12 protein-coding genes and 1 tRNA gene are annotated in these 14,154 nt (G+C 72.4%); 4 read left to right on the plus strand and 9 right to left on the minus strand.

Going from position 1 to position 14,154, the window contains the following annotated elements:
* The first annotated feature begins 1 nt into the window (after position 1).
* Positions 2 to 229, plus strand: a complete 228-nt coding sequence (locus WMF29_RS33835) for a hypothetical protein (RefSeq protein ID WP_437324239.1) — start codon at positions 2 to 4, stop codon at positions 227 to 229.
* A 183-nt stretch (positions 230 to 412) separates the two neighbouring features.
* Complete coding sequence (locus WMF29_RS33840; RefSeq protein ID WP_437324240.1) at positions 413 to 1,324, plus strand: peptidase dimerization domain-containing protein; 912 nt, start codon at positions 413 to 415, stop codon at positions 1,322 to 1,324.
* Between the two features lie 49 nt (positions 1,325 to 1,373).
* On the opposite strand, the gene WMF29_RS33845 is transcribed toward WMF29_RS33840, so the two are convergent.
* The 3 genes from WMF29_RS33845 to WMF29_RS33855 form a co-directional block, all read right to left on the minus strand.
* A complete protein-coding gene (locus WMF29_RS33845) occupies positions 1,374 to 2,336 on the minus strand; it encodes an STAS domain-containing protein (RefSeq protein ID WP_437324241.1) in 963 nt (320 codons plus the stop codon).
* A gap of 371 nt (positions 2,337 to 2,707) precedes the next feature.
* The gene (locus tag WMF29_RS33850) at positions 2,708 to 3,961 is read right to left on the minus strand and encodes a hypothetical protein (protein WP_437324242.1); all 1,254 of its coding nucleotides are present in this window, start codon (positions 3,959 to 3,961) and stop codon (positions 2,708 to 2,710) included.
* Between the two features lie 54 nt (positions 3,962 to 4,015).
* Positions 4,016 to 5,188 carry a cytochrome P450 gene (locus WMF29_RS33855; RefSeq protein WP_437324243.1) on the minus strand — a complete coding sequence of 391 codons (1,173 nt, stop codon included), beginning with the start codon at positions 5,186 to 5,188 and terminating at the stop codon, positions 4,016 to 4,018.
* Positions 5,189 to 5,338: 150 nt separating this feature from the next.
* On the opposite strand from WMF29_RS33855, the gene WMF29_RS33860 reads away from it, so the two are divergent.
* Together WMF29_RS33860 and WMF29_RS33865 are read left to right on the plus strand one after the other, a co-directional pair.
* Entirely contained in the window at positions 5,339 to 6,970 is a 1,632-nt protein-coding gene (locus WMF29_RS33860) for a sigma 54-interacting transcriptional regulator (RefSeq protein ID WP_437324244.1), read from the plus strand.
* 251 nt (positions 6,971 to 7,221) lie between these two features.
* A tRNA-Gly gene (locus WMF29_RS33865) sits at positions 7,222 to 7,293 on the plus strand.
* A gap of 191 nt (positions 7,294 to 7,484) precedes the next feature.
* Here the strand turns inward: WMF29_RS33865 and WMF29_RS33870 are convergent.
* The 6 genes from WMF29_RS33870 to WMF29_RS33895 all read right to left on the minus strand — a co-directional run bounded on the left by WMF29_RS33870 (position 7,485) and on the right by WMF29_RS33895 (position 13,732).
* Positions 7,485 to 8,504, minus strand: a complete 1,020-nt coding sequence (locus tag WMF29_RS33870; RefSeq protein WP_437324245.1) for a DUF2891 domain-containing protein — start codon at positions 8,502 to 8,504, stop codon at positions 7,485 to 7,487.
* A gap of 12 nt (positions 8,505 to 8,516) precedes the next feature.
* A complete protein-coding gene (locus WMF29_RS33875; RefSeq protein WP_437324246.1) occupies positions 8,517 to 9,473 on the minus strand; it encodes a DUF979 domain-containing protein in 957 nt (318 codons plus the stop codon).
* Positions 9,470 to 10,162 carry a DUF969 domain-containing protein gene (locus WMF29_RS33880; protein WP_272095271.1) on the minus strand — a complete coding sequence of 231 codons (693 nt, stop codon included), beginning with the start codon at positions 10,160 to 10,162 and terminating at the stop codon, positions 9,470 to 9,472. Before WMF29_RS33880 ends, WMF29_RS33875 begins: the two co-directional genes overlap by 4 nt.
* Positions 10,163 to 10,332: 170 nt before the next feature.
* Positions 10,333 to 12,624 carry a molybdopterin cofactor-binding domain-containing protein gene (locus tag WMF29_RS33885; protein ID WP_437324247.1) on the minus strand — a complete coding sequence of 764 codons (2,292 nt, stop codon included), beginning with the start codon at positions 12,622 to 12,624 and terminating at the stop codon, positions 10,333 to 10,335.
* Between the two features lie 2 nt (positions 12,625 to 12,626).
* Positions 12,627 to 13,085, minus strand: coding sequence for a (2Fe-2S)-binding protein (locus WMF29_RS33890; protein ID WP_272095274.1), 459 nt, complete (start codon positions 13,083 to 13,085; stop codon positions 12,627 to 12,629).
* Positions 13,082 to 13,732: an Isoquinoline 1-oxidoreductase subunit gene (locus WMF29_RS33895; RefSeq protein WP_272095275.1), complete on the minus strand. Its 651-nt coding sequence runs from the start codon at positions 13,730 to 13,732 to the stop codon at positions 13,082 to 13,084. Before WMF29_RS33895 ends, WMF29_RS33890 begins: the two co-directional genes overlap by 4 nt.
* Positions 13,733 to 14,154 lie beyond the last annotated feature (422 nt).

Here is a 14,154-nt window from a genome sequence, read left to right on the forward strand (position 1 = left end):
GATGGTTCTCATCAGGCTGACTGGGGCTGCCCTGCGGGTGCGTCACCCGCGAGGTCTCGCCGATTTCCGGATCATCCACCTCGGGCAACTCGCGGCGATCTTCGCGGCCAGCGCGCTGCCCATTGCGCTTCACCCAAGGCTCTGGCTCACCGGCATGCGCGTCACCGTGCTAGGAGCGATACTCGCCTTCTGGCTGGTGTCCTGGTACCGAAAATTCCGGTACGATTGATGGTGAGCCAGCGCGAATCGTTTGGTCTGATCGGAGGTCGACGTGGAGCTGCTCGAGAATTTGCTGTGGCTGTGCAAGATCCCCTCGCCGTCGGGTGAGGAACGTTCACTGGCCGACGAGCTGGCTCAACGTCTCGCGGCGCTCCCCTTGGCTTCACCGCCGCGCCGCTATGGGGACTCTCTGGTGGCGCCGCTGACGCGCGGGTCGGGAGGCCCCAAGATTCTGCTCGTCGGGCAGCTCGACGTGGCGAACGCGGGGCAACGAGGCGAAGCGCGGACGGAGAAGAACCGCGTGCTCGGCGCTGGAGCCGCCGAGAAGAGCGGCCTCTGCCTGATGCTCGATCTGGCCGAGCGCCGGCCGCAGGTACACGCCGATATCACCCTCGTGTTCCACGCGCGCGGAGCGTGCGGCTTCGACGCGAGCGAGCTCAGGGTGGTCATGAAGCAGGATGCCGAGCTCCGGGGGGCCGACTTCGCCCTGGTGCTCAAGCCCACGGACAACAAGCTCCAGCTCGGCTCGGGAGGCTCCACGCACGCGACGCTGGCCTTCGCAGGCCGCACGGGGCACAGCGGGCTGCCCGGGGCCGGCGTGAACGCGATTCACAAGTTCGCGCGCGTGCTCTCTCAGCTTGTCGCGTTCGAGCCCGTACCCGACGTCGTCGACGGCCTCACCTGGTACGAGATGATGAACGCCACCTGGGCGCACGGGGGCCGCTCCGGCAGCGTCGTGGCGGACCACCTGGAGGTGAACGTGCACCACACGTACGGTCCGAGCACGAGCTCCCATACCTCACAAGAGCGGCTGATGGCGCTCGTGGACCGCGTGGGAGCCGTCCGGTTCGAGGAGCTCTCCCGTCCGGCGCCGCCGAACCGGAGCCACGCGCTCATCGCCGCTCTCGAACAGAGCGGCGTTCAAGGCGTCGAGGCGCGGCAAACCTGGACGGAAGTGGCAAGCTTCACGACGCTCGGGATCCCGGCGGCGAATTTCGGACCGGGCGCGGAGCGGACGATGCACGCTCTGAACGAGGTGACGGAGCTCTCGGAGCTCGCGCGGGCGCAAACCATCCTCGACAGCTGGTTCGCCAAGATGACGTGACTGTCGTTGGCATCTCGAGAGAGAAAATTGAACAGGGAGGAGGGGAGCGTCATGGGACTTTACTCCCCTTCTCCCGATCGCCGTTGCGGCTGGACAACAAGCGCCGAAGCCCGTCCTGGAGACTCGCGACGATGGGGACGCCATCGAAGCCGAGATCGCAGTCGATCAGCAATCTCGCCATGGCCGGCGAGATGCCCGCGACGATGCACTGCGCCCCGAGCAACGAGGAAGCGCGCACCGTATTGCCGAGGTGGCGTGCCCCTTCGGCGTCCATGAAAGGCACGCCGGTGACGTCGAGGATCACATGCTCCGCCTGCGTGTCCACGATGGCCTGCAGAAGCACCTCGAGGAGATGGGCGGCGCGCTCGGCGTCGATGCGACCGATGAGCGGCAGCGCGAGGATGCCGTCCCAGAGCCTGAGCACGGGCGTGGACAGCGCGGCAATGGCGCGCTGCTGCTCCTCGCTCACGCGGAGCTGCTCCTCGAGCCGCTGGGTCCGCTCGGCGATCGCGGCCTCGAGCTGCGCCGTCTGGACCCGCAGCTCGTCCTCGGACTGCTTGAGCTCGCCGACGTCCACGTGGATCTGCAGCACCTCGCGCACGTTGCCCGCTGCGTCGCTGATGGGATGGAGCGAAGAGGCGACCCAGCGGGCCAGTCCCTTCTGGAGCGTGTCTGCCTGGACCGGATCGTAGCGAATGGTGGGCAACGCCGTGGCCTCGCCCCGCCAGAACGCCCGCTCGACGAGGGGCATGGACCCATTGGCGGATACCTGCTCGTCCTTCAGCAACCGCCACTCGGCGACATCCCGGAGGCTCAAGCTCCAGAGCTGCTCCCACCGACGATTCACCTCGAGCACGCGGCTCTCGCCGTCGTAGATCATCATGCTCACGATGCCCCCGTCGAGCAGGGCCTGGTAGCGGCGCGCGGGGATCTCCAGCTCGGCAACGCGTCGGCGCAGCGTATCGATCTCACGCTCGAGCTCGGTGATCGTCGGAGTTGTCTTCTGTTCCATGTTCTTTTGGTCCGCGTGCTCCGTGACGAGCGTCCTCCCCGGGAAAGACGGCCTCGGTGTGGGCTGGATCGCGTCCGACGAGCGCGGCGCGGGCGCGCGTCGATGACAGGGCGGCCCGCGCAGACAGGAGGCACGTAGCGTTGTATCTCCGGTCGCGGCGAGCTTCAAGCCGGCGGACGTCTGCTGGATGAGGAGCTCACTCGCGTCGCTGATCACGACGGCGCGGCGGATCCTGCTGTCGAGTCCGGTGAGGTCCGGCCAGGTTCCCGGGCTCGTCACACCATGAGATTGCCGATGGTCGCCTCGACCCGGGTCGGGTTGTCGGTTGTCGTCTCGACCGGATCGGGTTCACAGGCCCGATCGGGTCCGGCTCAGGGCGACCCCTGCTTCGCGCACGGGTCCGCCGTCGCCGCCGCGCTGCGGCCCTCCCAGAGGCGAGCGAGGGGGCTCCTCGGTCCGACCGCGCCGGCACCGGCGAGCGCCGCCCACGTCAGGATGGGGCCATCCCCCTCGAGCACGCGCAGCGGCGGCGGATATCCTGTCGCGGCGAGCTTCAGCCCGGCGGGCGTCGGCAGGAGGAGCAGCTCCGGGTTGTCGAGGCTCACGCGCTCCCGCAGCAGCTCGAGCACGGTCGCGTCGCCGTCGGCGAGCGGCGCGAGGCAGCGCTCCAGCAAGGGCCGTAGGGCCTTCTTCGACGCGGCGGACCGGTCGAGCAGCTGGGTCACGGGCGCGCCCGTGCGCGCGTCGAGCACCTGCCAGCGCTCGGGCCCAGGATCCCAGGGGTGCGTGCCACCCTCGTAGCGCATCGCATCGTGGGAGCGGACCGCGAGCAGCCCCTTCTCGTTGAGGGAGATCTCGAAGGTGCGCGAGGCGGCCATTCGCTCGCCCGTCTTGCACGCGCGCAAGCTCGCCTCATCCCCCTGCCCGAACACCCACGCGCCGCTCTCGAGCGCGCGGTTGAGGGCCGCCTCGCTCTTCGCCGTCGCGGCGCCGAAGATCTCTGGCCAGGCGAGCTCCTCGCTGCACACCTCGCCTGGCTCGAAGGGGATCCCCATCCCGTCGGATGGGCCATCGGGGTTCGGCTGCGGCGGGAAGCGCCGCGCCCTCTTCTTCGTGGCCACGAGCAGCACATCGCGCGCGCCCACCGAGGCGAGATCGAACGGCAGCGAGGCGCCCCGCGGGCTCGTCCACGTCCCGATGAGGTGGCCGTCGGCGCGGCAGGTGCCCGCGAACTGGCCCGTCGGGCGCGCCGGGTTGCCCTCGACAAGCGCGAGCTCGCCAGCGTCGGTGACAGTCCCGGCCAGCGGGATGTCGACGCCGACGTGGGCATAGAAGTAACGGCCCCGCACCGTCCCTCCGTCGCGCTCGAGCCGCGCAAAGACCTCGAGCTTCGGCCCGATCATGCCGTGAAAGCCGCGCTCCAGCGCACAGGCGCTCTGCGGCGCCGGCGCGGCGCTCGCTGCCGTCGCAGGCGCGACGCCCACGGCGGGCGCCGGCGGAGACGGCGCCGCGGGGGCCGCCGCCTTGGCCACGGCGGGCGCAGCGCTCGCGGCAGGCGAGGGAGCGGCCGCCGGGCCGCACGCCGGTAGCGCGAAGACCAGCGGCAGGAACGCTCGATATCGCATGGACAGCCATTGTGCAGAACAGGGCCTGACAAATCCCCTCATTTCGTTGGCATGTCAGGCCGGCATGAAGCGGAGCGGCAGCGACACGGGGCCGCGCACGGTGAGCGTGCGGTTGTAGGGGATCTCGCCCGGCGCGCGGGTCACCTCGCCGATCCTCGGGAGCAGCACCTCGAGCGCGACCTTCGCTTCCATCCGGGCCAGCGCAGCGCCAAGGCAGAAGTGCGCGCCGTGCCCGAAGGTCAGGCTCGGCTGCCCGCGGTGCAGATCGAACCGATCGGGATCCGTGAAGCGCAGCTCGTCGCGGTTCGCCGACCCGACAAGGGCCAGCACGAGCGAGCCCGCGGGGATCGTCACGCCGGCCAGCGCGACGTCCGACGTCGTGAGCCGGGGGACGGACTGGGTCGGGCCGTCATAACGCATCATCTCCTCGATGAACCTCGGGATGAGCTGCGGCGAGGCGCGCAGCCGCTCGAGCTCCGCGGGGCGCTCCGCGAGCAGGAGCATCGAGCTGCCGAGGAAGTGGGTCGTGGTCTCGAGGCCGCCGCCGAGGATGCTGACGAGCAGATCGATGATCTCGCGATCGCCGAGGAGATCGCCGGCGCGGGCGAGCTCGCTCACGAGGTCGTCGGAGGGCGAGCGCCTGCGGGCCTCGATGACGTCGGCCATGTACCGGTCGAGCTCCGCGATCGTGGCGCGGACGCGGGCGGCGTGCTCGGCGCTCGCCGGCTCGGGCGTCACGGACAGGAGGTCGTCCATCCACCGCTTGAAGCGCGGCTCGAGCGCGTGATCCAGCCCGAGCAGCTCGCTGATCACGAACGCCGGCAGCGGCGCCGCGACCGCGGCGATGAAGTCGACCTCGCCGTCGAGGCGGCCCGCGAGCCGCTCGCACAGATCCCGGGCCCGCTGCTCGATGCGCGCGATCGCCGGCGCCCCGAAGGCCCGGCTCACCAGGCCGCGGAGCCGCGCGTGATCCGGGCCATCCATGGCCAGGATCGAGCTCGCGAGCGGGTTGTGCCCCACCCACGCCGGCTGCCAGGCGGCCCGGAACCCCTGGGACGAGAACCGCTCCGGGCTGCGGAGGACCGTCGCGACATCGGCGTACCGGCTCACCGCCCACATCCCGCCAGGATCCACCTGGCAGACCGGCGCCTCGCGGCGCATCACAGCGTACGGCGTATAAGGATCCGCCCGGAAGGCGGGTGTCATGATGTCCACGCGCTCGCTCATGCGAAGAGACCTCCCGCGATGGCCCCGAGCACACGCCGGGCCCGCGCGGGAGAGGCCGCTTTCATGGGGGATCGGGGGCTCCTCCGTGGCGCCTCGCGAGCCCGCCGGTCAGGGTGACCGGTCGCTCCTGTCACGTTGAAAGGTCGTCCCATGCGCGCAGCCGATCTCGACATCCGGAAGCTGCTCGACGTCGACGCGCGCGGCGGCGTCGTCCGCTTCGCCGGGGAGCGAGCGGTCATCGTCGACGCCGGGGCGCTCGGGAGGCTGCGCGAGGAGCTCGTCCGGCTCGCGGGGTACGCGGGGGCGCGCGCCGTGCTCACGCGCTTCGGCGTCGAGCACGGCGCCCGGATGGCGGAGGCGATGACGTCCCGGCTCGCCTGGGACAGCGACGCCGAGCTGCACGGCGCAGGGGCCCTGCTCCACACGCTGCAGGGCTTCATCCGGCTCGCCCCCGGGGACACGACGCCCCTCGCCTCACGCGGCGCCACGCTCCTCTCGTCGTACGAGGCCGAGCAGCACCTCCTGCACCTCGGCCGCGCGGACGAGCCGGTGTGCTGGATGCTCGCCGGCATCGCGAGCGGCTACATGACCCGGGCGACGGGCGAGGCGGTCTACGTCATCGAGGATCGGTGCATCGGCCGGGGCGACGACGTCTGCCACTTCCAGGGCCGGACGCGCGCCGCGTGGGGCGGCGCGCTCGACGAGCACCTGCCGTTCTTCCGCGAGAGCGATCTCGACCCGTCGCTCTGCCAGCCCGCGCCGCCCCGGAGGGCGACGACAGGGCGCGCGCTCGTCGCGAAGGCGAGCGCCCTGCCCTTCGCCGCGCCGCGGGGCGAGCCGCCGACCCCGCTCGTCGCGGAGAGCCCGGCGATGCAGCGGGCCCTCGACCGCGCGCGGCGGGTCGCGCCGGTGGACTCGACGATCCTGCTCACGGGCGAGAGCGGCGCCGGGAAAGAGCGGGTCGCGCGGCTCATCCACGGCGCGTCGGCGCGCGCCGCGGGCCCGTTCGTCGCAATCAACTGCGCGGCGATCACCGAGACGCTGCTGGAGAGCGAGCTCTTCGGGCACGCGCGCGGCTCGTTCACCGGCGCGACCCACGACCGCGCCGGGCTGTTCGAGGCGGCGCGCGGGGGCACGCTGCTGCTCGACGAGGTCGGCGAGGCCCCGCCCGGGGTGCAGGCGAAGCTCCTCCGCGCGCTCCAGGAGCGGCAGGTGCGCCGCGTCGGCGAGAACACGAGCCGCCCCGTCGACGCCCGGATCCTCGCGGCGACGAACCGCGATCTCGCGGCCGACGCCGCGGCGGGCCGCTTCCGGCGGGACCTCTACTACCGGCTGCGGGTCATCGAGATCCGCCTTCCGCCGCTCCGCGAGCGCCGCGAGGACATCCTGCCGCTCGCGCGGGCGCTGCTCGGGGCGGCGTCGCGGCGGCTCGATCGGCCTGTCGCGGGCTTCACGCCGGAGGCCGAAGGCGCGCTGGAGCGCCACGGATGGCCCGGCAACGTGCGCGAGCTGGAGAACGCCGTGGAGCACGCGGTCGCCCTGGCGCGGGGAGGCGCCGCCGATCTGGACGATCTGCCGGACGACGTCCGCGGCGCCGCGCCGACCGGCGGCGAGGCGAGCGAGGCGCCGGCCGCGCGGACGCTGGAGGGCGTCGAGCGGCGAGCGATCCTCGCGGCGCTCGAGAGGCACGGCGGCAACCAGGCCCGCGCCGCCGCGGAGCTCGGGATCGGCGCGTCGACGCTCTACAGGAAGCTCAGGAAGTACGCGCGCGGCGCGGGGTAGAGGTGTGCGAGGGGTCCCCTCGACGGCAACCGGGCCCCGCCGGTGCCGAAGCCCGGAAAACCACGGCGCCCGGATCTCCGTCGCTGAGAAGCGCCACGACCACGCACATCAGTGCTTGACTATGGCGACGTCGGTTGATACTCCTGCGCCCCCATCGACGGAGACGGCCTCTGAGGAGGTCCCGGCGCACCCAGCCTCATCGCTGTTGGCGTCGCACGAGAGTGGTTTCCTGAGCCATGGGACCGCCGTTCGCGGGAGTAACTCAGTGGTAGAGTGCAACCTTGCCAAGGTTGACGTCGCGGGTTCAAATCCCGTCTCCCGCTCCGCGATATAGACGCTGCAACACCGGACGCCGCTGAGCACCGCTCAGCGCGTCTTGAAGCGGGGTGCAGATTCGTGTGATACGGGCTCAGCCGCTAGGCAGGCGAGTGAGGCGTACGAAAGTACGCCGCAGCGAGCCGAACGACGCGGATGAGCCCGTAGCGCACGAAGATGCGCCCCGCGTCGTGGCGCGTCAATCAGCGCCCTCGCCCAGCGCGAGGAGGGCGAAGCTCGCCAGCCAGTGCTCGCCCATGTAATCGCCGGCGACGTGCGGCAGGCTGGCGTCGAGGTGACGCTCCGCCGCGTCGAGGGCGCGGACGCGGACCGTGTCCCCTTCGGGCAGCGCCGCGGCGAGCGAGCGCCAGCACCAGGCGCGGCTCAGGTTGAGCCCGTCGAGGTGGGCGATCTTGCCGTCGCTCCGGTCGCTGACCGTCGCTGGCTCGAACAGGGTCGCGGGCTCGCCCCGCGCCGCCCGCGGCAGGAACCGCGCGAGCCAGCCGCGGAACTCCGGTCCGGGCAGGGCCCTGCGCATGCACTCGGCCTCCACGAGGGCGGGCGAGAGGAAATCGTCCTGCGAGGGCTCCCACGCCTGGCAGTCCGCGTCCCGGCCGTACCAGGCCCGCGCGGCCTCGGCGCAGCGCCGTGACAGCCGCTCGTCGCCCTTCACGGCGGCGTACTCCTGCGCGAGCGCGAGCGCGAAGGCGCTGTTCGTGTGCGCGCCGGCGCGCACCGGATACGTGGCCCTGGGCAGGTACTCGAGGAGCCGCCCCGCGAACGCGTCGCCGAGCGGGGCCAGCGCGGCCGACCAGCGCCGCCCCTCCTCGGTCTCGCACCGCGAGAGCTCGGCCGCCAGCATCAGCAGCCACGCCCACCCATAAGGCCTCTCGAAGCCGCGGCTCGACGGCCGCTGCAGATAGGTTAGCTCGCCGGCGACCTTCTCCTCCGTGAGCTGCGCGTCGAGCAGCCCGCGGACCGACGCGGCGCCGGGCACGCCGGGGAAGAGGCGGTGGATCCGCGCGAGGAGCCAGTGGCCGTGGACGCATGAGTGCCAGTCGAAGCTGCCATAGAAGATGGGGTGAAGGTCGCGCGGGCCCTTCACGTCCTCGGGGCCGGCCATGACGTGATCGAGCTTGTTCGGATACTCCCGCGTCACGTGCCCGAGCGCGATGGCGGCGAAATGCGAGGCGATCTCGGGTGTCAGGACGTGCGTCATGGAATGGCGACCTCAGCGCCGGAAGACGAGCAGGTACATGAGGAGCGTGTTGCCGATCAGCAGGAGCAGCGCGGTGGGGAGCTGGACCTTGATCACGCCGTCGCGATCGGGCAATCCGAGCAGGGCCGCCGGGACGATGTTGAAGTTCGCGGCCATGGGGGTCATCAGCGTCCCGCAGAAGCCGGACAGCATGCCGAGGGCGCTCATGATCGCCGGGTCGCCGCCGAGCCGGCGCACGATCAGGGGGAGCCCCACGGCCGCGGTCATGACGGGAAACGCCGCGAAGGCGTTCCCCATGATCACCGTGAACAGCGCCATGCCCACGGTATAGGCGGCCACCGCGGCGAGGCGGCCGCCGCGCGGGAGCGCGCTCCCGGCCAGCTCGCCGATCACGTCCCCCACGCCCGCGGCCGCGAACACGACCCCGAGCGCGGCCAGCAGCTGGGGCAAGATCGCCGCCCAGCCCACGATGTCGAGCAGGCGCCGGCCTTCCTGCAGAGGCGCGAGCAGCGGCGGGCGCAACCACGCCACGGAGACCACGAGCGCCAGCACCACGCCGAGGGCGAGCGAGATCAGCGTCGCCTGCTTCGGGTCGAGCAAGTGCGCTCCGCGGATCTCGACCCGCTTGAGGACCAGCGCGCCCAGGAGGGCGGTCGCCGGGATGATCAGCGCCGGGACGAAGAGCAGGTCGCCGCGCCGCTCGGCGCTGGCGCGCCGCTCCTCGGGTGTCGTGGTGGCGGGGCGCCCCTGGCCCAGGCCCCTGACGCCCGCGAGGAGCACGAGCGAGATCACGAGCACCCCGTTGCCGAGATCCCCAAGGCGCGAGCCGAAGAGGAAGCTCATCGCCAGGAGACCCCAGAACAGGGTGTTCTTCCATCGCCTCGAGTTCTCGCGGTCAAGCGCGCTCAGGACGGCCGACGCCGCGAAGAACAGCCCTCCCACGACGTAGACGACATCGAGCGTGATCATTCGGGCGCCTTCCCCGCGTCCGCGCGGGCGAGGTCGCGGTGGAGCCGCCGGTCGAGCAGGAGGAGCCGAGTCCCGTGGATCAGGAGCGCCAGGACCGCCGTGGGGATGGCCCAGACCGACAGCTGGAGCGGCTCCACGAAGATGCCATTCTGCTCGAGAAACGCCTTGATCAGCAGGATCGACGCGATGGCGAGGAAGATGTCCTCTCCGAAGAACAGCGCCACGTTGTCGGCCGCCGCCGCCGAGGCGCGGATCAGCCAGCGCGTCCTGTCCGGCAGCGGCCCGTACCGGTTCTCCGCCACGGCCTCGGCCATGGGCGCGATCAGCGGCCGGACCATCTGCGCGTGGCCGCCGAGCGAGGTCAGGCCGAGCGCAGCGCTGAGCTGCCGCACCGCGAAGTACACGAGCAGGATGCGCCCGGTCGTGGCCGTCTTCACCCGCGAGATCAGCGCGCGCGCCCGCTCCTGGAGGCCCGAGCGCTCCAGGAGGCCGATGACCGGCAGGACGAGCCAGACAAGGCTCACATAGCGGTTGTCGTTGAACGCCTTGCCCAGGACGGAGATCCCCTCGATGAGGCCCATCCCCGCCGAGAGGCTTGTCACGATGGCGGCCGCCGCGACGACCAGGAGCGGATGGATCCGGGCCACGAAGCCGACGACCACGACCGCGACCCCGAGGAACGTGAGCATGCTCCTTACCCTCGTGTCCGCGGGCGACGCCGCAAGCCGGTGACGGCACGGTCCACGGCGCCTCGTGCGCGACCGATGCCCCCGGCGGCTGCCGTCTCGAATTTCAGCTTTTCAATCCATCCGGGCCGCTCGCGGCGGCCTCCGGTCGATCCCCCCGCGCCCTGCCCTCGTCACAGCCCCAAACGCCGCAGCGGGAGCTCCCTCGCGCGGGTCTTCGTCAAGGCGAACACCGCGTTCGCGATCGCGGGCGCCACCGGCGGCACCCCGGGCTCGCCGACGCCCCCGGGCGGGGCGTCGCTCTTCACGATCTCCACGTGGATCCGCGCCGGCACCTCGGGGCTCCGCACCACCGGGTAGTCGCGGAAATTCGTCTGCTCGACCGCGCCGCCCTTCATCGTGATGGCGCCGTGGAGCGCGATGCTCATCCCGAAGACCACCGCGCCTTCCATCTGCGCGCGCACGCGGTCCAGGTTGATGACCGTGCCGGGGTCCGCGACGAGCCACACCTCGTCGACCTTCACCTTGCCGAGCGCGTCCTTCGAGACCGCGGCGACGACCGCCACGTACGTGAGGAAGCTCCGGTGCGCGGCGAGGCCGAGCGCGCGGCCCGCCTTGCGCGCGGCGTCCCACCCCGAGAGCTCCGTCACCCGCTCGATGACGTGCCGGAGGCGGCCCACGTCGACCGGGTGCTGCTCGATCGGCGCCCCGTAGTTCGGGACCTTCTCGACGCCCAGCTCGGCGGGCGTCGCCTTCCGGGCGGGGCCGAGCACCTCGAGCAGCACCTCGCGCGGATCGGCCTGCCGCGCGTGCGCGATCTCATCGATGAAGCTCTGCACCGCGAAGGCGTGGAAGATGTTGCAGACCGACCGGAGCCAGCCGATCCGGACGTGGGCCGGCGCGTCGCACGCCTCGGCGCGGACGTTCGGGGCCGAGAGCGCGAGATCGAGCACGCCGAGGCCGAGCTCGTTCTCGCTCGGGGTCTTCACCCTCGCGTCGAACGTCGACGGGATCGGCGGAAACGCCGTCCGGTGCAGCCAGGCGGTCACCTTGCCGCCCGCGTCGAGCCCCGCCGTGAGGTGCTGCGCGCTGACGGCGTGGAAATAGCCGTTCTGCACGTCGTCCTCGCGGGTCCACTGCACGCGCACCGGCGCGCCCACCTCGCGCGCGAGCAGCGCCGCCTCGGCGACGTAGTCCGGCTTGGACTTCCGGCCGAAGCCGCCGCCGAGGAGCGTCACGTGCACGGTGACCTTGCCCTCGTCGACGCCGAGCGCCCGCGCCACCTCGGTCCGGGCGGCCTGCGGGTTCTGCGTCGGCGCCCACACCTCGCAGCCGTCCGGGTCGACCTTCGCCACCGCCGAGGGCGGCTCCATGGCCACATGCGCGAGGTGAGGCACGTAGTACTCGGCCTCGACCGTGCGCGCCGCCGCCTTGAGCGCCCCGTCGACGTCGCCGACCTTCCGCACGACCTTGCCCGGCGCGCGCACCGCGCGCGAGAGCGCCTCGCGGTAGCTCGCCGAGTCGTACGACGCGTTCGCGCCGTGATCCCACACGATCTCCAGCGCCGCGCGGCCGCGCATCGCGGCCCACGTCGTGTCCGCCACGACCGCCACGCCCCCGAGCGGCTGGAACCCCACCCCGACGCCCTTCGGCGCCGATAGCTCCACGAGCTTCTTCACGCCCGGGACCGCCAGCGCGCGCGCACCGTCGTACCGCACGACCTTGCCCCCCACGACCGGGGGGTGCGCGATGACCGCGGTGAGCATGCCCGGCAGGCGCACGTCCGCGCCGAACTGGGCCGCGCCCGTGACGATGGCCGGGCCGTCGAGCAGCGGGAGCAGGCCGCCGACGCGCTTGAACTCCGAGGTGGGGCGGAGCGCGACCGACTCCGCGTCGGGCACCGGGAGCTTCGCCGCGTCGGCAACGAGCTCGCGGAAGTCCAGCGAGCGCTTCGACTTCGCGTGGTGGACCGCGTGCTGCTGGGCGACGCACTCCGCGGCGGGGACGCGCCACCTCCTGGCCGCGGCCGCGACGAGCATCGCGCGCGCGGTCGCGCCCACGCGCCGCATCGGCTCGTAGCCGCCGCGCACGCTGCGCGAGCCGTCGGTGTTCTGATCGCCGTAGGCCTTGTCGCCGTCGGCTTGCACGATCTTCACCCGCGCCATGTCCGCGCCGAGCTCGTCGGCGACGAGGACCGGCAGCGAGCTGCGGATCCCCTGCCCCATCTCCGATCGGTGGCAGACGATCGACACCGTCCCGTCGGGCGCGATGTGGAGGAACACCCCGGTCCGGAGCCCCGGCTGCGCCTTCGCGCCGCCGGGCGTGGGCGGCGCAGGCGGCGGCCGGTCGACGTCGCCGCGCGCGGGCGGCGCGGCCTCGGCGACCCCGAGCGCGAGCCCGCCCACCGCGAGCCCGAGCCCCGCGAGGAAGGAGCGGCGGAGGAGGACGACCCGTTGCTGTTCCATCTTCACTCCGTGGGAAGGCCGGCGGCCTTGCGGACCGCCGCGCGGATGCGCGTGTACGTGCCGCACCGGCAGATGTTGCCGGCGAGCGACCTGTCGATGTCGTCGTTCGAAGGCCGCGGGTTCTTCCGCAGGAGCGCGGCCGCGCTCATGATCTGCCCCGCCTGGCAGAAGCCGCACTGCGGGACGCCGAGCTCCACCCACGCGCGCTGCAGCGGGTGATCGCCGGTGGGGCTGAGCCCCTCGATCGTCGTCACCGAGCCGCCCGCGGCGCGCTTCACCGGCGTCACGCAGGCGCGCACGGTCTCGCCGTCGAGGTGCACGACGCACGCCCCGCAGAGCGCCTGGCCGCAGCCGTACTTCGTCCCCGTGAGGCCGAGCACGTCGCGCAGCACCCAGAGGAGCGGCATGTCCGGATCCACGTCGAGCCTCTGCTCCGCGCCGTTCACCTTCAGGATGATCATCGTCGGGACTCCTCGGGCGGGCACGCCGCGCCCGCCTTCACCCACGCGTCGACGAGCGCGCCGAAGGCCGCCTGCGAGCCGGGCGCCTTCGTGCGGCCATGGCCGGGCGCCCACCCCCACGCCACGAGCTCGTCACGCTCGGCGTGCTCGACGATCTGCGCGAGCGTCTTCTTGCCGTTGCGCGCCGGATCCTTGATCTGCGCGCAGATCGCCGCCGGCGACCGCCCGAGCCACGCCATCTCCGCCGGCGCGAGGTGCCAGCCCGGCGCCCCGGGGACGCGGGCGAGCTCGAGGTTCTGCGCCTGATGGCACGAGGTGCACTCCATCGCCGCCACCCCGCGATCGTTCGGACCGCGCTCGGCCGGCGGGCTGTGGCGCTCGCCGGCGTCGCCCTGGCGCGGGACGCCATCGTGAGGATGGCAGTTCACGCAGCGCGGGTGGAGAAGCACCTTGCTCGCCTCGAGGAAGAGCGAGGCCGCGCGCGCGTCGTCGTCCCGGATCGCCGCGAACGCCTCCGGACTGCGGAGCTCGCCCGGGGCGACGGGCGGAAGAACGACCGGCCTGGGCGCCTCCGCGGGAGGCGAGTCGCACGCCGCGGCGAGGAGGCCGACGCCAGCCAGCAGGGAACAGAGGAGGAGAGGCTGCATCGCCCGGCCTACCCTGGTGACCCGGCGCGCGGACGACAAGCCCCCTAGCGTGGTGACTCCGCGCGCAGACGACAAGCCCCTGCTCGACGCGCGCCCTTGTCGCGTCCAGCGTCCTAGCGTCCACCGACAGCGCAGCTCGCGTTACGTCACGGTTTCCGGCGACAGCGCGGCGCCTGGAGCGCGCGATGACGGCGGCCGCGAGCCGTCCGTGAGCCGGTGTCGACGGCGCGCACCGCGGCCGCTACGGCGCCTGTAGCGAACTGTCACGAGCGCGCCATGCAGCGCGGCTCCACGCCACGACAGGACGCCCCGACACCGGCGCATGTCCCGGCAACCCCTCCGCCGGAGCGATGGCTCGAGGCGTGCAAGCCGGCTCCGGTATGAGCAAGACGCTAGGAATAGGCGAGGCCACCCAGCCATCG

This window comes from Sorangium sp. So ce381 (assembly GCF_051473845.1).
GTDB lineage: Bacteria > Myxococcota_A > Polyangia > Polyangiales > Polyangiaceae > Sorangium > Sorangium atrum.